Genomic DNA, 19802 nt, shown 5'->3' with positions numbered 1-19802 from the left:
CGGGGTATTTCGATTCGAACTGACGGAGCAGCTTCTTAACGCTAACTTTGGAAGAGGGTATGCGGCCATAGTGAACAGGACTCGCCCCGCGCTGTTCTTCACAATAAGCCACTTCATGGAATTCTTTGTGCGTATCCAAGCCGATAAAAATCATGCTATGTTTATTCATGCTAGCCTCCAAATGAATTAGTCTTAAGCAAACTAATTATGGTTCCGGCCGGTGCTCCGGTGGCTTTCAGCTAACCCACGAAAATGCGGAGGCTAGCATTTTGAAGGGAGTCATTGTGTCTATACGCGCCGAAAATTCCACTGGCAACTTGTAACCCATGAGGTTACAATAACCGCATGATTAAGAGTTTTATACATAAAGGCCTTCAGAAGTTTTATGCTAAAGGAACCACATCAGGAATTCAGAAGAAGCATGAAAATAAGCTTCGTCTGATCCTGTCCAATCTCGATCAAGCTGAAACGCCTGATGACATGGACTTGCCCGGTCTCTATATGTATAAACTCAAAGGTAAAAGAAATAATATTTGGTCTGTCAGAGTGAGTGGTAACTGGAGAGTTACATATCGCTTTGTTGGACGAGATGTCGAAATCGTTAACTACGAGGATTATCACTTATGAATATGTATAACCCAGCACATCCCGGTGAGATACTCAAAAGACTTGTTATTGATGCTCTAGAACTCACTATCACAGATGTCGCGCAGCATTTAGATGTTAGCCGCAAAACACTGTCTAAAGTTCTTAATGGCAAAGGAGCCATCACCCCAGAGATGGCACTTCGACTGGAACTGGTCTTCGGTAAGCCTTCAGCTGACCATTGGCTACGTTTGCAAAATGCTTTTGATTTATGGCAAACCCGGCAATATCAAAGTTCTTTACATGTCTCTCCCTATAATCTGGCGGCGGTATAAAGGCGCGTATAACACATATGAGCCCAACTCCGGTCAATAGGTAATAACAATTCTCTGGCTGCGTCAGCAGCCAGTTCAAGTCCCTGTGCTAAACCTCTTAACTTCATCTGTCATGGTCATCGTCAGGCATCGCCTGCGGCAAACACATATAGAGGCTCTCTTAGTGCGATCTCATCGCTGCCTGCTGCCGGGCAATCCGTGGCGGGAGCAGGGGCACTAGACATTCATCGGTTAACCTGATGCTGGCACTATTCAAAACGTAATGGCTGATTATTCTCGCCAGTTAGTGGAAGGCTCAGTGCAGGTGCAAGCGATTTAGCACAGGGTATTGTTGCGCAACAGGCGGATGTCTAATCAAAGCGTGGTGGCTGTGGACTCCGGTATAGTTCATCACATTACAGGTTCGTATGCCCAAAGAAGCGATAAACACGATACTCGCCATTCGACCAGTTAGACTTTCAGCTCATCCGCCTGCGCGACTTACCCTGCTAAAAAGCGTTCACTGTCGAACACCGTTTTATTCTTTAACATATAATACATGCATCGCCCGAGTTTATGGGCCAGGGCCGAGAGAGCTTTTGCTTTACTCATGCGCTTTTGTAACTTAGCGAGATATGCTTGTGCACGCGGGTTGCCTTTCAAGAACAACACCGCAGCTTCCGAGAATGCCCACTTAAGATGTGCATTACCGATTTTATTGCCCTGAGTACCGTATGTTTTGCCTGCTGATTCCGCTTTGCATTTGACCAGCCGTGAATAGGAGGCGAACTTCTGAACACTCTCAAAGCGTTGGATATTGCCTATCTCGTAAAGAATCGTCAGAGCCAGAACCCGTCCGACGCCCGGCAATGAACGTAGCAGATGATAGTCACGCCCATTATCGTTCTTGGTTATTTTCTCTACATAACACTCAATGCTGCTGACTTCATGGTCATAGATTTCAATCAGACACAGATTCATAGAATAGCCTTCATGTACAAGGCATGGCCAAGAATAAAGTCAATGTTGTGCTGTTCGCAAAAGTCACTGAGCCAATACCAGCAATGCATACATTCGGCACCGACTACGATATTCCCCAGATAGGGAGAAAGTAGTGTTAAAAGCTGTTCAGGCGAGTCTTTAATCTTCTTGTGAACCAGAATGTCGCCACGCTCATCAAGGATGCAAACGTAGAGCATTCGGGCATGAAGATCGATTCCGCAGTAAAAAGGATGTAAGTTAGTATAAAATTGCATTGAGTCTTCTCCGTTTTGGTTTGGTCGCCTTCCAGCTTAGCCAAGAAATTGGCTAAGCTGGGGAGAAGGCTCAATAAGTATCAAGTCAGTTAACTCCTTCCCCGTTACGCCTTTCTTCATCGCGGAGTGTTGCTGCTCCGCGAATTATACTTTTCAATACCCAACGATTTCTGCCGATACTTATTAAAATGCCCCTGTGATGTAGGATAAATGCGGGGTAAGTTTAATTTTTGAACAGGTAGACTAGTTATGCGTCAGCATACGTTGCAAAAACGGCAAACCGGTGTGGGCTTCATTGAAGTCCTCATAACGTTGTTCGTGCTTGCTATCGGTCTGCTTGGCGTTGCATCGCTGCAATTTGTGGGTTCTTTTGCGAACAGGGATGCGATAAGCCGCACACAGTCTGAACTGGTTGCCGAACAGGTAGCAGAGCGGTTACGGGCTGCCACGCGGCCGGCAACGGCAGGCGACGGAATGGTAGTGAATAACGCTTATTTCACCAGTAACAATTATAATTTTGCCACGCTGTCCTGTGGTTCCGGTGATACGTATGCGTGTCACTGTCTGAGCCTGCCTTCTTCCATTCCCGACTGTGAAAGCGGCACATGCAGCGAAGCACAGATAGCGCAGTACGATGCGTGGTCATTGTCCTGTGCAGCAGTACAAACTAATAAAGCCATTACACTGGATGTCTCCTGCACTGACAGTAACAGCGGAGATGCTGACACCTGCTCAGCAGGCTCCCGCATTCATATTATGCTGACCTGGCCGGTTTCGTCTTCCTCCAGGCAACAGTACACGTTAAATACCCGGTGTAACCCTGACTCCGGCGACAGTAATGCCTGCGTGGTTAAGGACATCACACTATGAATCAGCGGGGCTTTACCTTAATCGAAATGATGATCGCGCTGGTGCTGGGTCTGGTGATCAGCGGTGCAGTGATCCAGACAATGGTCAGTTCCAGAGTGACAAATTCCCTGAATCAGGCGGTCAGCCAGGTGCAGGAGTCAGGACGTTTTGTTATGGCAAGGCTGAACCGCGAAGTTATTGAGGCCGGGCGCTACGACCAGGTAGTAGCCAGAGTGGATACCACGGTAGACCCCCTTGTAGAAGCGGCATTTATTCAGAACCGTCCTGTCGGCTTGCCGGGGGATTATCTGTCCAGCGCATCCCTTGGCTCAAGCCAGGGCGGAAGCGGCGCTGATGATGAACTGGTTGTGAATTTTTTGGGGCGGGAGGATTGCACCGGAAACCGTTATGGCTACACAGGCAATGACGAATTTCATGTGGTGAACCGCTACTACGTGTCCGGAGAAAAGCTCTATTGTTCAGGATACGATGGCCGGGCATTGCGTGGTGTAAAAACGGCAACAGGTACCAGCAAGTCGGTGGTTCTGATGGATAATGTCGTGAGTTTTCAGGTTCAGTATGGCGTCACCGCCACCGCCACCGGTTCTCAGGGACAAGCTGTTCAGTACGTTACCGCCAGTCAGTTGTCAGCATTGCGGGCGGTTAACCGTCAGGTTGTATCGGTACGCATCGGGGTGTTGTTAAAAAGTGATGCCTCTCAGGTATCGAATATCGCCAGCCGTAATATTGCCGTTCTGAATGAGAGCGCGGTAGCTACTGACAGCGGGCACTATTTTCAGGTGTTCACGCAAACACTGGCCTTACGCAATATGAAGAATTTTGTGAGGAGCCTGTGATGCAAGGATTAAAGCCTCAGCAAGGTATGGTGCTTATTCTGGCGCTGCTTATTTTATTATCACTGACTATCCTGGGTGTCAGTGCTGTGTCGTCAAGTCTTGGGCAGAGTAAAATGGCTGTGTCGATGCAGCGTTCCGGTCAGGCTTTCGATGCTGCGGAAGCGGCACTGGCCGGGGTATTTTTTGAAGCTGAAGACGAAATTTTACTGACCGATTCCAGTAAAACCGATCCTTTGTCAGAAGCCCGTCAGGGAACTCAGTTTGATCCGGATTCCGATACATTGAGTTGTTCTGATCAGAACTGGACTGATCGCCGGGTAACTACCTCAGTACTGAATACCGGCTCAGAACACAACGGAAGCGGTAATTATCAGAATGATATGCGTACTGAAAGCTGGTCGAAAACCGCTTTCGTACGTGAGCAGGCCTGCAGAGGCTCAAGTAATGTGATTGGTGGTAGTAACGTTAACTGTCACGTGTTTGTTGTCAGAGGGTGTGGCAAGGTAGCCGAGCGTTCAACGGTGGTGGCAAATACCGTGACTGCCGCTGTTATCGCGCCCGCTTCGCAGTAGGAATTATGAAAATGAAAAAAGTATCACGCTGGTTTATTTCATTTCTTATGTGGTCGTGCATCGGCTTCGCGGCATGGGGTGACGATCTGGATATTTATCTCGGGACAGCAGACTCATCGAAAACCTATTTGCCAAATGTACTGTTCATTATGGATACATCGGGCAGTATGGCGGCTTATGACAACACCAGTCAGACAAGGATGCTCAGAGTACAAAATGCGCTGAAAGCGGCGCTGGACCAGGCAACCAATATTAATGCCGGCCTGATGCGTTTCTCTGATTATGGCGGCCCAGTACTCTTTCCGTTACAGGGAATTGATGAAGCCATTAATCCTGAGCTGATCACGTCAACCGGCGGCAGTACTGACGATGCTTCCGAGATAAATGGTTCGGTGTATGTGAACACCAATGCGGTTTATTTCACCTACGGTACGGCGACGGTAACAAGCGGTTTGCGTTTTACCGGTTTAAATATTCCTCAGGGCGCCACGATTACCGGCGCTTATATGCGTCTGACGTCCTCACAGTTAAACTCAGCGGCTTCTGTGATCACTATTCGCGGTGAACTGGCGGCCGACAGTCAGCCGTTTTCCACAGCATCATCTGATATCTCATCAAGAGCCACAACCGCAAGTCAGGTTGACTGGACCACTGATAATGAGTTTCCCGTCACTGATGATGTGATTTCAACACCGGATTTTTCACCAGTCATACAGGAAATCGTTGATCAGGCGGGCTGGTGTGGCGGTCAGAACCTGAGTCTTATTCTTGAAGGTAGCAGTACTGACAGCAGCAGTGAGCGCAAAGCCAGATCGGCAGATTACGGCACCACAGGCTCACCGCAGCTGGTGGTCACCTATGATGAATCTACCGCCACAGGCTGTATTTCAGGTGAAAGCCTGTTTCAGGTGTCTTCCACCAGGGACAACGCTGAGGAAAAGAACAATGGCTATCAGTCCACCGGTACTGAGCTGACCATGAATTCAAACTACAACGCGTACATCGGCATGCGTTTTACCAATATTAATGTGCCAAAGGACGCTACCATCAATAAAGCTTATCTCGTCTTTACCGGTTATGACTATCACGGCGGCAGTGCGTCCATGAAAATTTCAGCATCAGCAGAAAATGATGCTGAGAATTTTAAGAACTATAGCCGCTATCTGCTCAGAAATAAGTCTAAGACCAGTGGCATTACCTGGAACATGCCCACCTTTTATCGTAAATGGCAGCATGTCTCTCCGGATATTTCCAGCGTGGTTCAGGAAGTGGTTAATCGTGGTGGCTGGAGCGCCGGGAATGATTTAATGCTGATATTAAGTGATTTCTACGGTGACCGTGGAGCTTATTCTGTGAATGGCAGTGCGTCACGTGCACCACAGCTTTACATTCAATTTAACGGCAATGCAACGCCGGGGGTTTCTTCCACCGTACGTGAACACCTTATCGGCAAAGTGGACGAACTTAAAGCCAGTGGTTACACCCCCATTGTGGATACCCTGTACGAGGCAACCCGCTATTATGGCGGCTTGTCTGTGGACTATGGCCTGACCCGCGGTAACAACAATGTGTCAGGTGATGTGCGTAAGAGTACCCGTGTCAGCCACCGTAATTCTTACAGCGGCTCAGATCCGGTCCGTCCTTACGGATGCAGTGATGACAACCTGAGTGATGCGGATTGTATTAACGAATACATTCCATCCGGTGCAACCTATATTTCTCCGGTCACAGATTTGCAGTGTCAGACCAATAACCACATCGTGTTACTGTCTGACGGTGAAGCAAACAGTAACCACAGTGTCAGTAAAATTCAGTCTATGCTGGGTAAGTCCTGTACCGGTTCCGGTGGTGAAAAGTGCGGTCTGGACCTGGTGAAGAACATCAGTAAAACCGAAACGTCTGTGATAGACCGTCGTGTTATCACCCACACTATCGGTTTTGCTGCCAACAGCAATGCAAACAATTTCCTTAACCAGATCGCGCTGCAAAGCGGTGGTGGTTTCTATCAGGTGGATAACAGTGATGATTTGCTTACGGCTTTCCAGACTATCCTGCGTTCAGTAAAAGATGTAAATGCTACCTTTGTGTCACCGGGTGTGGCCGTTAACCAGATGAACCGTCTGACCCACAAAGACGAGCTGTATTTCGCATTATTTAAGCCATCAGAGGGCACTATCTGGCCCGGTAACGTGAAAAAATACAAAATCAGCGGTGACACGATTCTGGATAAAAATGGGGCAGGAGCAGTGGACTCTGTAACAGGATTCTTCTCAGATTCATCTCACAGCTACTGGTCCACGCTGGCCGATGGTAACGATGTGAGGGAAGGCGGGACGGCCAGCCAGATGAATATCAACCGTAATGTGTATTTCTTTGACTCTCCGGGTTCTATTGCATCCAGTCTGAATGCCGTGCATGAGAACAATGCGCTCATCACCACCGCAGATCTGGCCATTACCACGTCATCTAATCCGGTAACCTTGAGAAGTGAGTTGCTGAAATGGTCACGGGGTGTCGACGTTAAAGATTCTGACGGTGACGGCGACTCCTCAGATGTGCGACTGCAAATGGGCGATCCTATTCACTCTCAGCCGGTCATTGTTAACTACGGTACCAATGATTCAGCCATTTTTGTTGCAACCAATCAGGGGTTCCTGCATTCCTTTGATGCCGCCACCGGTAAAGAAAACTTCGCGATTATTCCGAAAGAGCTGATGGCCAATCTGCATGACTTTTACCAGAATGCCTCTTCGTATACTCACATCTATGGCCTTGACGGTGATATGGTTCTGCGCACAGTCGGCAGTAAAACCTACCTGTATCTTGGCATGCGTCGTGGTGGCAGTAATTATTATGTATTCGATGTAACCAGCAAAACATCTCCCAAACTGGTATTTGCAATCCGTGGCGGCACAACCGGACTTGAGAAAATGGGACAAACCTGGTCCCGTCCTACCATTACCAAAGTGAAAATGGGCAGTACCGAAAAGAATGTCATGATTGTGGGTGGTGGTTACGCAGACGGTCACGATACAAAGCTGACAAGGGATCCTGACGGTATTGGTAATGCTGTGTACATGTTTGATGCCGATACCGGTGCGTTGCTCTGGCACGCCAGTAACAGTGATGCCAACCTCAATATTGCTGAGATGCAGTACAGCATTCCAAGCCGGATTTCAGTGATTGACCGTGATAACGATGGATATGCAGACCATATGTATGTGTCAGACATGGGCGGGCAGTTGTTCCGTATGGATATCTATAACGGCAAAACTGGCAGCGACTTTGTTAAAGGTGCCCGTATCGCTGATTTAGGCGGGGCAACCAATACAGATAACCGCCGTTTCTATTACGGTGCAGATGTCTCTGAAATCGCGCTGGGCGATGAGTTATTCTACGGCGTCGCTATCGGCTCTGGCTGGCGCGCCTCGCCGCTGGATGTAGGTGTGGATGACCGTTTCTACTTCATTAAAGACAAAGGTGTTTTTGAACACGACAGCAACGGCGAATATGTGTTTAACACTGGCGTAACTGAATCCACTCTGTACGATGCCACTAATTCGCTACTGAGCAGTTCAGACGCCAACACACAAAGTGTGGCGGCAACCCAGCTTGCAGGCAAAGATGGCTGGTTTATAAAGCTGACTACCGGAGGGGAAAAAGTGTTGTCTTCACCTCTGATCATTGATTACAAAATTTTCTTTACCACGTATGTACCGGCTGCGAGCTCAGAAAGTGACTGTGCGCCACCTACCGGTAACAGCCGTGCGTATCTGGTAGATATGTTGACGGGTAATGCAGTGGATGATCTGAATAATGACGGTGATATTGATGAAAAGGATCGCTACGCTGAGCTGAAACAAACCGGTATTGCGCCTGAAACGAAAATCCTCATTGAAGAAATCGTGGAGCCGGTGGTTTGTCTGGGCACAGAATGTGTGTCTGCGGTGATCAGCGTTGACCAGGATGGTAATGAAGAACAGTGCACATCGGCCTTTGCCTGTCTGGCACAAAATATCTTCGGCCGCTTCGAACGGGTACAGCAAAATAGCTGGACCACAGAGAAAGAGCGCCAATAATGAAAAAGGATAAAATGAAAGAAATGCGTGGTTTTACTCTGATTGAACTGATGATTGCGGTGGCTATTGCTGGCATCCTGGTAGCGGTAGGATATCCCGCTTACCAGGGGGTTATTCAGGAAAGCTACCGTAAAACGGCGCAGTCTGATTTGATGGCGTTCGCAGCAGCAATGGAGCGTCATCATACCGGTGGTTTTACTTATGAGGGCGCTGCATCGGGTGGCAGTGATACCGGTACACCAACTATTTTTAATAACTGGTCACCGGCCTCTGAAAGTGCCTCAGATAAGCGCTATACCCTGACCATTCAGGCTGCCTCTGCAACTGACTACGAGATAAAAGCTACGCCGGTGTCCGGTACCAGTCAGGCATCGGATGGTATCATTTTGTATTACAGCGACGGGCGTAAAGCCTGGGACGAAAATAACAGCGGCAGTATCGACAGCTCAGAGTATTGCTGGTCCTGCTGATCCCTCTCATGGTGTTAAAGCATTCAGCCGGCTGATTTTACGCACATCTGCAGAAATGAGTGGGTGAGGGCTGCTCACCGTGACCGGACTACTGACTTGAATGCCGTCATGACTTTTCCATTTCACCGACAGGGTACCGGATTTCAGTACCGGCCAGGGAACATCTGCTGTTGCCGCAGTGCTGGTTACATTTCCTGAATGGATATAGCGGGGCTGGATTTGCCAGTTGACTGTGAACTGCATTGCCGGCGCAACCGGTCCGCTGTTCACTGTATGCGTACCACTGACCACGTTGGCTGACAGGTTATTACCCTGAGTTAAAAAGTCAGCTATTTCACCTGTACCGTTTCTTCCGGTATCTGACAATTGTTTGCCCAGTGTCTGCGCGAGCAGTAACCCCTGACTTGCGTCATGAAGTGCCAGCGCTGCAGAAATGCTTGATTGCATGGTCATCAGGCAGGCAGTGAGAGAGCCGGTTAAAAGAATAAATGCCACCAGCAATTCCGTCTGTATTAATCCTTTCATCGTTAACTGTCCCGTCATGGATGTGTTGTCCCGGGTACTATGCCGGTTTGTTGTAATAAACGGTGGTGTTGCAGGTTTTGCAGAATAGTGTAGTGATAGGCCACACGGAGGTGACTGTCTGCCGTGGCGGGATGATTAAGTAGCAAACTGCCGTTAATAATGGCACTGTCTGAAATCTGTATTTTACGGCTAAAACCGCTGTTGTTTCTGTAACTGACAACAACGCCGTTCACCACCGCATTATCTTCCATTTTGATGTGACCATTTTCTACGACAAGTAATACAGGTGACGCAGTGTTGCCCAGTATTTTGTTACCTGAAAGCGTACAGTCACCTTTTACGTATACGATGACATCTGAGGCAGGCAAAGTCTGACAGTCCGTGTAGATATTGCGGCTCAGAAGAGCAATGATGGTTAAGTCAGCGTTATCCAAATCCAGCCCGAAGAGATAATCTCCCGGTGGTATAGCGATTTTATTATCTGCATCTTTGATATCAGCACTTTTAAACGGCGTATTACTCAGCGGTAATACCGGACATAAGTCCTGACCGGTAAATGAATCTGCACAGGTCATCCTGCCATTGACTGACATATCAACAGAAGCTGCGGACCATAATGAATAAATAAAATCCGGATGAGACCCGGCCGGCGGGAGAAACAGCGAAAATGTGCCCAGTAAAGGCGTTGAACCGTTGTACACCACAGGTGCGGCCGGAATGGTGAGCAAAAAAGGAAACTTTGTCAGTTCCACACGGGAGCTGAGCATGCCATTGTCTACTGCACGGCTGACATCCAGGGTGATGTTGTGAATTGTTGCATGGCGGACAGTCTGAACGCCCGGCTGACTTAACATCATATTCGCGCCGGAAAGCGGGGCAGGTGGCCAGCTGGCTGCATAATTAATTTCGGCCTGAGCCTGAATCACATCACCATCAAGATCTGCACGGGTAACAACTGCATTTTTACGTAACAGAAACTGCGTAGCAGATCCGGACAGCATAACAGTCAGTGTGGCACCTGCCGGTACAACAATCAGCAATAGCAGCAACACTGTGCCGGTCCATATTGCTCCGTGTGGTACTAATTTGATGCCGGAGCATTGCTGCCTGTGTTTTCGGGCCAGTCTAATCATGATATACCGTGACAATGAATGTATTTTGTCTGGAAATGTCACTGGCTGTTTTGAGACCCATGGAAAGAGTAACGGTGATATCGGTGGTTTGCTGTTTCCTGTCCAGACTCACAGTAAACTGATTGACAGTCACAAAATTTGGATCGGTAATATCCTGCCATCCGGATTGAGTACATGTGCGGCCGTTAATCCGTGTTTCCAGCGCCTTGCCTCTGAGTCTGAAACCTCTTCTCTCATTCACAGGCTGACTGTCAATGACGCCGTTCAGATTGAGATCTGATGCATAAATAATACAACTGCCGGCGGGTTCATTTCCGTAAGCGCCGCTTGCCAGCTTTGAGGTGAACGTTTTATCCGGATTCCCTGACTGAATGAGCGTTTGCAGGTAATTTCCCGTTTTACCGCTTTCCCTTAACTGTTGCCGCAGTAACGATGTGACACGAACCATTTCATCTTCCAGCAAAAGAGCACTTGTCTGGCGTTGCTGACTGTTTTTCACTGAAGCAATCAGTGATGCTGAGGTGGCAATGAGCGTCAGGCCGGTCGCCATGGAAATGAGCATGCCGGACAGACTGAAGCCCGCCTGAATTTTTAACATGCCCGGTATCCTCCGTAGTCCATATTTTCAAGACAAACGCGGATGCGGCCCTGGCTGCTTACAATCATCTTGCCCCGAAGTCCTGACACATCGAATGTCAGGGATCCTGCGTTACCGGAAGCTTTACCGCTGCCCTTGCTGAACCGGGCGAAATGAGCCGGGTTAAACGTATTATTAACCAGCGATGTGGCCGGGTAGCCGCCACTGTTCACCGGCTTAAAAAGTGCTGAGGCTGAGCAGGACGACGGTATATTGCAATGACATGCAGTTGACGTGACCACCGTACACCAGGATGTGCCGGCATGGATGGCAATGTAACCGTGCTGGCCGCCGGCAAGTGCCACAGCCTGCGCCCGTCTGAATTGCAGTTGTACTGCATCCAGTAACCTGGTCAGTTGTCCAAGACGATATTGATGTTGAATAGCAGGCAAAGAAAGACTCGCGACTATCGCTGTTATAGCAAGTCCGGCCAGCAGTTCTGTAAGCGAAAATCCCTGACGCATGACAACTGTCCTTATAGGCGGCAGCGAACTGGTCTGCCGGTTTGATAAAGTGATGTCAGTCTATTTTGTGAGCAGGGAATTGTATGCTGTACCAAAGGAAAGATTTTTTACCTCAAAGAGGATTAACGCTGATGTCACTGATGATGGCACTGGCTGTCACCGGTATTCTCAGTGCATTGTCAGTACCCGGCTTCGTTGATTTACTTAACCGGCACGAACGGCAACAGGCAAGAAGTCAGCTGCTGCGGTGGCAGGCAGAGCAAATACGGTTTCGTCTGGCGAATGCGGGTTATGCCGGGAAGGTGGCGTTATCGGCCCCGGTCATTAAGAAGTATACGTTCACGGTCATTAATGTTTCTGCTGGCGGGTATGTACTTCGTGCTGACCGGATTAAAGGGTTAAACGACGGCTGCGATACGTTGACGCTGGATGCTGCAGGCACATATGCGCCTGTAAAATGCTGGCATTAGCAGGACAAATCGCTGCCGTTGAGATCTTCTTTAATGCCGTTACCACTGGCATCTGTGGCAACAGATACGCGGCCGTATAAGGTAATCAGCACGGCCGATGCGGCTTTGGCATCCTTTGACGACGGGCAAATTTTGATGGTGACAGCATTGCTGACACTGCCATCAGCGGCAAACGTCAGTGTGCCTGACACTCCGTCCAGTCCAAGGCCGGTACCCAGAGGATCAGTAGAGAGTATAAGCGGTTCATCGTTGTCTCTGGCACCATTCAGATTGGCATCCATAAAAACGATTTTTGCCTGAGTCCAGTCATTTGAACAATTTTTGTAGTCAGATGTGGGGCAAAGCAGGGTAGTCTGCTCCTGATCAATGGCAGTAAAACGGGCCATCCGCACAGCGCCGCTGATATCATTTACTGCCGCTATCACCCGGTTTTGCTGGAGAACGGACTGCATGGCAGGTGCGCCGACAGTGATCAGCAGAGCCATGATGGCTACAGTGATCATCAGTTCTATCAGAGACAGTCCTTTTTGCGCGTTCATACCTGTTGCAATTTTTCAGTTACCCGAAGGTCAGATTAACCGAAATGCACAGAAAATGCGTATATAAAAGACAGCAAACGGCTGGATGTCTATACTTTACCGTGCAAAGTAAAATGCAGTTCCGGTGTGGTAATTTGCAAGTCAAAGAGATGCTTTGTCTATGTACGTCAGGCAATCTTTGTGTAAACTATTGCAGTAACGACATAGACTTAGTCGTATCAGTTCACTAAACAACGAGTAGCAAGTTATGAAAAAAATTGAAGCGATTATCAAGCCGTTCAAGATGGATGATGTTCGTGAGGCACTGGCCGAAGTAGGAATTGCCGGCATGACCGTCACCGAAGTAAAAGGCTTTGGACGTCAGAAAGGGCACACTGAGCTGTATCGTGGTGCTGAATATCAGGTAGATTTTCTGCCAAAGATTAAAGTGGAACTGGTACTTGCAGACGATCAGGTTCAGCAGGCCATTGAAGCCATTGAGTCATCAGCAAAAACTGGCAAAATTGGTGACGGAAAGATCTTTGTTACCACGGTTGAAACGGCTATCCGTATTCGTACCGGTGAACAGAACGAAGAAGCGATCTGAAACAAAAAAGCCGGTGAGCTGACGCTGCACCGGCTTCTTTTATTCAGTTCAGGGGTTAGTGGTTGTGACCGCAGCCACCTTCACCGTGCACATGACCATGTTCCAGCTCTTCCTGAGTCGGTTCACGGATATCTACTACTTCCACATCAAATTTCAAAGGCACACCTGCCAGCGGGTGATTGCCATCTACAATCACTTCTTCTTCACTGACTTCGATAACGATCACAGATTGTTCCCCGCCTTCAGAAGTAGCACGGAAAGACATGCCGGGTTGCACATCCATACCGTCAAACATTGACTTAGGTACGCTTTGTACAAGTTCGTCTGCACGTTCACCGTAAGCTTTTTCAGGCGCTACAGCGACGTCGAATTTATCACCCTTATTTTTGCCCATCAGAGCATCTTCCAGACCTTCAATCAGGAAGCGTCTGCCGAGCAGCACAACCAACGGGTTTTTGCCTTCTGAAGAGTCCAGTGTAGTGCCGTCTTCTGTTGAAACGGTATAGTGTAGTGTTACCACACTGTCTGACGTGATTGTCATAATATTTCCTGTTTTGGGGTGTGTTTTCTCAACACGTGAATTTGCATTGCCTGCTATACAGTATATGGCAATGCGTAAAAACATGCCTGAACGTCAGGCGAGTCCGCCAGTCTGTGTGGCGTGTCTGCTTCTGTGTCGTTGGGCAGCACGGCCATGAACCAGGTCTCTTTGCCCAATGTAGCACAGCGGATAACAGTGCCGCCTCTGCGCCATCCTGTATCCAGTGCCTTCTCAACGGTATCACCTACTTTAACATCAATTGCCGCGGGTAAACAAAAGACGTATCCCGCGCGCTTATTTTTACCCAGGTAACGGGTGCGGGCTACGACTTCCTGACCCATATAGCAGCCTTTATTAAAATCGATGCCGTCCAGCGCCTGTACGTTCATCATCTGGGGAACGAACTCATTAACCACTTCACCGCTGACTTCAGGAATACCCTGAGACACCATTAAGGCGTCATAAACGCAATAATTGTAAGTTTGGATGTTCTGTTCTGCCTGCCATTGTTCCAGCGTGCCAGCAGCGGTTTCACTGAGAAGCAAAATAAACACATCCTGAGGATAATCTGCGCGGATCGCTACACCGTCAGAGTGCTGAACAGTGGCCAGTGTCTGCTCTGGCAGTGAGCCGAAAAACTCGCTTATCCATTGCTCTGCCTGTTTGCCTTTCACTGCATATTGCTTCAGCTGGCTGTCTTTTTTCTCAATGGTAACTTTTGAAAATACGCCGTATTTTTTTAACTGTTCCAGAGAAGCTTCTGCACAACCTGATGGCATCAGCATCAGAATGCTGTTCTGCCAGCGGCAAACAGTGCTGAGCGACCATGTCTTACCTTTAAAGTCACAATGCGCAGCATGGCGGGTTGTATTGTCAGCAAGATTTTTTACATTGATGGTCAATTGTCCGTGCAGGTAATCATTTTGCTGTTCACCTTCTATAGCAATGACTGTGGAACCCGTCAGAGGAATAACAAATTCTGAAACTAACTCATTAAGTGAATCTGGCGTTGACATAAACCGTCCGTAACTTTTAAACGTGAACTCTAACTATGGGGGACGAATTGTAATTCACAAGTTTGTAATCTGACAAAAAGTACGGTGAGCCGGCGTGACTCTTCTGGTATAGTGCTGCCGTTCAATGAAGAGGTCCTAATTGATGTTCACTGAGAAAAGACGTAACCGGCTAAAGTGGGCATGCCGCCGGGGCATGCTGGAACTGGATGTATTATTTCTGCCATTCGTAGAAGAAGCATTCGACGACTTAAACGACGACGATCAGGTTTTATTTGAACGTTTACTTACCTGTGACGACCCGGATTTGTTTGCCTGGTTCATGGGCCATCAGAAATGTGAAGACCCTGAACTGGCAAGAATGGTCAAAATCATTCTGGATCGTGTCAAAGTATAGCTTCGTTATCCGCTACCGTGCCATCCGGATGGCCGCGGTAGCTATCCCTCTTGCGGCTGCAGGCATTGCGATATGTTCATTGCCTGCCAGCGCCGCTTCGTGGTTTCCTGATTATGCTATTTCCGTATTCCTGTGCTCTGTTGTGCCGCTCTCTCTGCTAATCCTGCTTGCCGGACAACAAAAGATGCGGCAAGGTTGTGAAAGCATAACGGTTGACGGAAACCGGTGGTATGAGCCGGCCCGCAGCGGTACAGTGAGGCCGCAGACAATATCATCCGGCAGCAAAGTGACGATTTTCGGTATTTACCTTGCTGGTACAGATTATGATGGCAGAGCTTGCTATCGCTGGGTGTTACCTGGGGAATGCAGAGAGCTTTATTATCGCCGTCTGGTGAGACTGGTTCAGAATCAGTCGCAAGGGGATTAAGTAACTATGATGAGTTTATTGTACCGGGCGCTGACGCACCGCCCTGACAAACAATTGCTGAAGCAATTTAAGTCTCCTGCGGTGCCGGGAGTTCATGGCGGTAAAACACAGCTGATTGACCATTCACATTATCATCGTTATTGCGATATGACTCACTGGCAGCATGGGGACAGACTGCACCCCTGTTATCTGCAGATGCTATCTCTGCCATTGCAGATGCGGTGTCTGGCACACCCGCGAAGTCCGTTCCCCTTATTGGGCCTGGTACACAGGAAAAACCAAATCAGCCAGCAAAGCGGGATCAGGCTGTCTAAACCTGTCACCTTACGTACGGGTTTTTCTGCGGTTACACCTCACCGGCGGGGCTGGGATATTCATATGTATACCACTGCAACACAACAAGAGAGGGAATGTTACCGCGCAGAAGCTACTTATCTGGTGCGGGTAAAAGCGCCACATGTGGGCGACGGTGTGGAGCCTTCAGCGCAAGTGGCTAAACACTCTGAGGAAACAGAGGTTGCAAAACGCTGGCAGAGCATTGCTAGTTTTTCTGCCCCGGCGGATGCCGGCCGGCGTTATGCAAAGATTTCAGAAGACGCCAACCCCATTCATTTAAGCGCATTTACAGCAAAGCTGTTTGGTTTTCCCAAAGCGATTGCCCACGGCATGTGGACGCTGGCCATGGCGGTGAGTTATGCAGAAACAGACAAAGCTGATCACAGCACTGATATAAATTGTGATTTTAAGCGTCCACTTTTTTTGCCCGGCAATGCGGACCTTAAAATTAGCAGGGGAGAGGGCACAACAGATTTCCTGTTGGAAAATTCAGCAAATGGTGAGCCATTAATAAAAGGTGCCGTTAAATCCGGCGAAACCGGTTCAGCGAAAAACTGAACCGGCGGTTGTTAAAGCTGCTCTTCTTCCCGGTAAGTACTGGTGGCCAGTGAACCGGGTTCAGGCTGACATTTGGCCGGTAATGGTTTGAGTACTGTGGGTCTGGCTTGCGGTAGCAGGTCCGGATAGTCCACATTGTAATGCAGGCCCCGGCTTTCCTTACGGTTCATTGCGCAACGTACAATCAGCTCTGCAACCGTCACCAGATTGCGCAGTTCCAGCAGGTTATTGCTGACCCGGAAGTGTGCGTAATATTCCTGAATTTCCTGACTCAGTAACTGGATCCGTCGCAGTGCGCGCTCAAGTCTTTTGTTGGTGCGGACAATGCCCACGTAATCCCACATAAACAAACGCAGTTCATGCCAGTTATGTTGAATGATGACTTCTTCGTCTGAATTCGTAACCTGTGATTCATCCCAGGGGGCGATCGTCTCTTCAGTGTAGTCGTCCTGCAAATGAGTAAGGATGTCTTTCGCGGCAGCTGCGGCGTAGACCACACATTCCAGCAGAGAGTTTGATGCCATGCGGTTCGCACCATGCAGGCCGGTATAAGCTACTTCACCAATGGCATAAACGTTATCGAGGTCAGTTTTGGCATTAAAGTCAGTCATCACACCACCGCAGCTATAGTGCGCGGCAGGCACCACAGGAATAGGCTCCTTAGTGATATCGATGCCCACAGACAGACACTTGCGGTAAATGTTCGGGAAATGCTTTTCAATGAAGTCAGCCGGCTTATGACTGATATCCAGATACATACAGTCAGCACCCAGACGTTTCATCTCGTAGTCGATGGCACGGGCAACAATATCCCTGGGCGCTAAATCGCCCCGCTCATCGAAGCGTGTCATAAAGCGTGTCCCATCAGCATGGCACAGCTGTGCACCTTCACCCCGCAGTGCTTCGGTAATCAGGAAGTTTCTTGCCTGAGGATGATACAAACAGGTGGGATGGAACTGATTGAATTCCATATTCGCCACACGGCAACCAGCACGCCAGGCCATGGCAATACCGTCACCGCTGGACACATCCGGATTAGATGTGTACTGATACACTTTGCTCGCGCCGCCCGTGGCCAGCACAATGAAACGGCTGCGGATAACTTCCACATGGGCCTGTTCCAGATTCCACGCATACACACCGGTACAGTGCAGGTTATTACTGCGGGACTTAATTAAGTCGATGGCGTTGTACCGTTCCAGAAACCGGATATTGGGGTGGGATGACACCGCATCATTCAGAGTAATTTGCAGCGCTTCACCGGTTGCATCGGCAGCATGTAAAATACGGCGGTGACTGTGACCACCTTCACGGGTCAGGTGAAAACGCTCCTCACCCTGCTCATTAGTTTCAGTATCAAAAGGTACGCCGTGATTTATCAGCCAGTTCAGTGCATCTTTAGCATTTTGGGCTGTGAAGCGTACTGCGTCTTCTTCACACAATCCTGCGCCGGCATTTAATGTGTCAGCAACATGTGCTTCAACAGAATCATGTTCGTCGAAAACGGCGGCAATACCGCCCTGGGCGTATCGGGTCGATCCTTCATTGCGGTCGCTTTTGCTCAGCACAATCACATTACAATGATTTGCCAGTTTGAGCGCCAGACTTAATCCGGCAGCACCACTGCCGATGACTAAAACATCACATTGGTGCTCAATTCCTTTCGGATCCGCTGATGTTAGTGAAGAAGCCACTGATTTCATGGTATTTTAGCGGTTTACTTGTAGGCTAAGGTCCGGCAAGTCTAAAGGAAGCACAGCAAAACGCAAAGCATAGAGCGCGCGTCTGCAGGATTTTTCTTATATTATTTATTGATAATTTAAAGATTGTCCGCATTTTTTGCGAACTTATTGGGAATAATGCAGTCTACCTGTTGCTTGCATGAGCTGTTTATGTGGTAGATGTTAAGGAGAAATAGCTCGGATGAGCGAGCAGATAACCGATCAACAGATTGTTGAAAAGGTACAAAGCGGTGATAAAAATGCATTTAATTTACTGGTAACCCGTTACCAGCATAAAGTGATGCATTTGGTGTCTCGATATGTCAAAAACTCCGGTGACGTTGCAGATGTCACTCAGGATGCGTTTATCAAGGCTTACCGCGCGTTACCAAATTTTCGCGGCGACAGTGCGTTTTACACCTGGTTGTACCGCATTGCCGTTAACAGCGCTAAGAATTATCTTGTGGCACAGGGGCGAAAGCCGCCTGCAAATGATGTCGACGCTGAAGACGCAGACTATTATGAAGGCAGTGATGCGCTGAAAGAGCAATCCACGCCGGAACGCAGTTTGTTGTCTGATGAACTCGAAGCTACATTATTCCGTGTTGTGGAGAAGTTACCCGACGATTTACGTATGGCAATTACCCTGCGGGAAATTGAAGGTTTAAGTTATGAGGAAATCGCCAGCGTAATGGGGTGTCCTGTCGGTACAGTCCGCTCCCGGATCTTCCGGGCACGTGAGGCAATCGACAAGGTCATACAGCCATTGTTAGAAAATTGATTTTTTTTCACGATGAAATTGAACTTTCACGGGATGAAACGAACTAACTAGCTGTGTTAAGGTGGTAAACGATCATTTCGATCAGGATTTTATAATATGACGCAACAGCAAGAAAAATTGTCAGCCTTTATGGATGGCGAGACAAACAGCGCTGACATCATGGATGCAATCCTTAATGATGAAGAGCTAAAAACAAAGTGGAAGCGATATCATGTTATTCGTAGTGGTTTACGTAAAGAAGCCACGGTCGCACCTCAGTTAGACATTACTGCTGCGGTAGCCGCTGCCTTAGAAAGTGAACCTACAGTGATGGCGCCGAAGCGTTCAGGCTGGAAATCATTGCCGCTGGTCGGTAGTGTGGTGCCATTCGCCAAACAAGGTGGACAATTCGCCGTTGCTGCTTCTGTAGCTGTGGCGGTGATTCTGGGTGTTCAACAAATGAATCAGCCGGAACCTGCAGAACCGTTCTCTACGTTTGAGACGAACACCCGTCTGGGTGGTCTTTCTCCGGTTAGCCTGGAACAGACCCGTACGATTCCGCGCAATGACATGAATGTTGTGCTGGAGAAAAAGCGTAAGATCAATGCTATCATCGCTGACCATGAACAACAGATTCAGCTGAAGCAGGCAGAAGATCAAAGTAAAGCCGTAGAAGAACGTGCTGAGTCTGACGCTAATCCAAATTAAGAGCT

Annotated in this window: 22 protein-coding genes and 2 pseudogenes; 14 read left to right on the top strand and 10 right to left on the bottom strand. The window is 48.6% G+C overall.

Annotated elements, in window-relative coordinates; translation table 11 throughout:
• Nucleotides 1–169: pseudogene (locus ACXAG2_RS20140) on the bottom strand (IS110 family transposase); the annotation flags it as partial.
• 176 nt (nucleotides 170–345) lie between these two features.
• Between ACXAG2_RS20140 and ACXAG2_RS20135 the strand changes: the two are divergent.
• Complete coding sequence (locus ACXAG2_RS20135) at nucleotides 346–627, top strand: type II toxin-antitoxin system RelE/ParE family toxin (protein ID WP_474869962.1); 282 nt, start codon at nucleotides 346–348, stop codon at nucleotides 625–627.
• Nucleotides 624–920 (top strand): HigA family addiction module antitoxin, encoded by a 297-nt coding sequence (locus ACXAG2_RS20130; RefSeq protein ID WP_474869959.1) that lies wholly within the window; start codon nucleotides 624–626, stop codon nucleotides 918–920. The genes ACXAG2_RS20135 and ACXAG2_RS20130 overlap by 4 nt, the downstream gene beginning before the upstream one ends.
• Before the next feature lie 480 nt (nucleotides 921–1400).
• Here ACXAG2_RS20130 and ACXAG2_RS20125 read toward each other — a convergent pair.
• Nucleotides 1401–2155: pseudogene (locus ACXAG2_RS20125) on the bottom strand (transposase).
• 249 nt (nucleotides 2156–2404) lie between these two features.
• On the opposite strand from ACXAG2_RS20125, the gene ACXAG2_RS20120 reads away from it, so the two are divergent.
• The 5 genes from ACXAG2_RS20120 to ACXAG2_RS20100 are packed head-to-tail and all read left to right on the top strand — an operon-like array spanning nucleotide 2405 to nucleotide 8982.
• Entirely contained in the window at nucleotides 2405–3025 is a 621-nt protein-coding gene (locus ACXAG2_RS20120) for a type IV pilus modification PilV family protein (RefSeq protein ID WP_303573082.1), read from the top strand.
• Complete coding sequence (locus ACXAG2_RS20115; protein WP_474869957.1) at nucleotides 3022–3861, top strand: PilW family protein; 840 nt, start codon at nucleotides 3022–3024, stop codon at nucleotides 3859–3861. Before ACXAG2_RS20120 ends, ACXAG2_RS20115 begins: the two co-directional genes overlap by 4 nt.
• Nucleotides 3861–4433, top strand: coding sequence for a PilX N-terminal domain-containing pilus assembly protein (locus ACXAG2_RS20110; protein ID WP_119501961.1), 573 nt, complete (start codon nucleotides 3861–3863; stop codon nucleotides 4431–4433). Before ACXAG2_RS20115 ends, ACXAG2_RS20110 begins: the two co-directional genes overlap by 1 nt.
• Nucleotides 4434–4444: 11 nt before the next feature.
• Entirely contained in the window at nucleotides 4445–8512 is a 4068-nt protein-coding gene (locus ACXAG2_RS20105) for a PilC/PilY family type IV pilus protein (protein ID WP_474869955.1), read from the top strand.
• Nucleotides 8512–8982 (top strand): type IV pilin protein, encoded by a 471-nt coding sequence (locus ACXAG2_RS20100; RefSeq protein WP_119501960.1) that lies wholly within the window; start codon nucleotides 8512–8514, stop codon nucleotides 8980–8982. The genes ACXAG2_RS20105 and ACXAG2_RS20100 overlap by 1 nt, the downstream gene beginning before the upstream one ends.
• A gap of 6 nt (nucleotides 8983–8988) precedes the next feature.
• Here ACXAG2_RS20100 and ACXAG2_RS20095 read toward each other — a convergent pair whose 3' ends face one another.
• From ACXAG2_RS20095 to ACXAG2_RS20080, 4 genes are read right to left on the bottom strand one after another with little or no spacing between them, the layout of a single operon-like run.
• Nucleotides 8989–9507: a hypothetical protein gene (locus tag ACXAG2_RS20095; protein ID WP_474869952.1), complete on the bottom strand. Its 519-nt coding sequence runs from the start codon at nucleotides 9505–9507 to the stop codon at nucleotides 8989–8991.
• Nucleotides 9508–9521: 14 nt separating this feature from the next.
• Nucleotides 9522–10640: a hypothetical protein gene (locus ACXAG2_RS20090; RefSeq protein ID WP_474869951.1), complete on the bottom strand. Its 1119-nt coding sequence runs from the start codon at nucleotides 10638–10640 to the stop codon at nucleotides 9522–9524.
• Nucleotides 10633–11238 (bottom strand): hypothetical protein, encoded by a 606-nt coding sequence (locus ACXAG2_RS20085; RefSeq protein ID WP_474869949.1) that lies wholly within the window; start codon nucleotides 11236–11238, stop codon nucleotides 10633–10635. Before ACXAG2_RS20085 ends, ACXAG2_RS20090 begins: the two co-directional genes overlap by 8 nt.
• Complete coding sequence (locus ACXAG2_RS20080) at nucleotides 11232–11741, bottom strand: prepilin-type N-terminal cleavage/methylation domain-containing protein (RefSeq protein ID WP_474869946.1); 510 nt, start codon at nucleotides 11739–11741, stop codon at nucleotides 11232–11234. Before ACXAG2_RS20080 ends, ACXAG2_RS20085 begins: the two co-directional genes overlap by 7 nt.
• 83 nt (nucleotides 11742–11824) lie before the next feature.
• Between ACXAG2_RS20080 and ACXAG2_RS20075 the strand changes: the two genes are divergently transcribed.
• Nucleotides 11825–12211, top strand: coding sequence for a type IV pilin protein (locus tag ACXAG2_RS20075; protein ID WP_474869943.1), 387 nt, complete (start codon nucleotides 11825–11827; stop codon nucleotides 12209–12211).
• Here ACXAG2_RS20075 and ACXAG2_RS20070 read toward each other — a convergent pair.
• On the bottom strand, nucleotides 12208–12750 hold the full coding sequence (locus ACXAG2_RS20070) for a GspH/FimT family pseudopilin (RefSeq protein WP_303573090.1): 543 nt from the start codon (nucleotides 12748–12750) through the stop codon (nucleotides 12208–12210). The genes ACXAG2_RS20075 and ACXAG2_RS20070 overlap by 4 nt on opposite strands.
• Before the next feature lie 247 nt (nucleotides 12751–12997).
• On the opposite strand from ACXAG2_RS20070, the gene ACXAG2_RS20065 reads away from it, so the two are divergent.
• Nucleotides 12998–13336, top strand: a complete 339-nt coding sequence (locus tag ACXAG2_RS20065; protein ID WP_119501953.1) for a P-II family nitrogen regulator — start codon at nucleotides 12998–13000, stop codon at nucleotides 13334–13336.
• Between the two features lie 55 nt (nucleotides 13337–13391).
• On the opposite strand, the gene ACXAG2_RS20060 is transcribed toward ACXAG2_RS20065, so the two are convergent.
• Both ACXAG2_RS20060 and ygfZ read right to left on the bottom strand, forming a co-directional pair.
• On the bottom strand, nucleotides 13392–13877 hold the full coding sequence (locus tag ACXAG2_RS20060; RefSeq protein WP_303573091.1) for an FKBP-type peptidyl-prolyl cis-trans isomerase: 486 nt from the start codon (nucleotides 13875–13877) through the stop codon (nucleotides 13392–13394).
• Between the two features lie 53 nt (nucleotides 13878–13930).
• A complete protein-coding gene (ygfZ, locus tag ACXAG2_RS20055; RefSeq protein WP_474869940.1) occupies nucleotides 13931–14893 on the bottom strand; it encodes a CAF17-like 4Fe-4S cluster assembly/insertion protein YgfZ in 963 nt (320 codons plus the stop codon).
• Between the two features lie 142 nt (nucleotides 14894–15035).
• On the opposite strand from ygfZ, the gene ACXAG2_RS20050 reads away from it, so the two are divergent.
• Genes ACXAG2_RS20050 through ACXAG2_RS20040 form a run of 3 tightly spaced genes read left to right on the top strand, consistent with a single transcriptional unit; the run spans nucleotide 15036 to nucleotide 16608 of the window.
• Nucleotides 15036–15287, top strand: a complete 252-nt coding sequence (locus ACXAG2_RS20050) for an FAD assembly factor SdhE (RefSeq protein WP_119501950.1) — start codon at nucleotides 15036–15038, stop codon at nucleotides 15285–15287.
• Entirely contained in the window at nucleotides 15274–15714 is a 441-nt protein-coding gene (locus ACXAG2_RS20045) for a protein YgfX (protein WP_474869938.1), read from the top strand. Before ACXAG2_RS20050 ends, ACXAG2_RS20045 begins: the two co-directional genes overlap by 14 nt.
• A 6-nt stretch (nucleotides 15715–15720) precedes the next feature.
• Entirely contained in the window at nucleotides 15721–16608 is an 888-nt protein-coding gene (locus ACXAG2_RS20040; RefSeq protein ID WP_474869936.1) for a MaoC family dehydratase, read from the top strand.
• Between the two features lie 11 nt (nucleotides 16609–16619).
• On the opposite strand, the gene nadB is transcribed toward ACXAG2_RS20040, so the two are convergent.
• A complete protein-coding gene (nadB, locus tag ACXAG2_RS20035) occupies nucleotides 16620–18311 on the bottom strand; it encodes an L-aspartate oxidase (protein ID WP_474869935.1) in 1692 nt (563 codons plus the stop codon).
• Nucleotides 18312–18531: 220 nt separating this feature from the next.
• Here nadB and rpoE point away from each other — a divergent pair, with 220 nt between their 5' ends.
• Both rpoE and ACXAG2_RS20025 read left to right on the top strand, forming a co-directional pair.
• Nucleotides 18532–19110, top strand: coding sequence for an RNA polymerase sigma factor RpoE (gene rpoE / locus ACXAG2_RS20030; protein ID WP_119501946.1), 579 nt, complete (start codon nucleotides 18532–18534; stop codon nucleotides 19108–19110).
• Nucleotides 19111–19206: 96 nt separating this feature from the next.
• Nucleotides 19207–19797 (top strand): sigma-E factor negative regulatory protein, encoded by a 591-nt coding sequence (locus tag ACXAG2_RS20025; protein ID WP_119501945.1) that lies wholly within the window; start codon nucleotides 19207–19209, stop codon nucleotides 19795–19797.
• Nucleotides 19798–19802 lie beyond the last annotated feature (5 nt).

Source organism: Alteromonas sp. ABH4_456 (assembly GCF_056160645.1).
The sequence above is the reverse complement of the archived record's forward strand: the minus strand, read 5'-3'. Positions and strand labels throughout refer to the sequence as shown.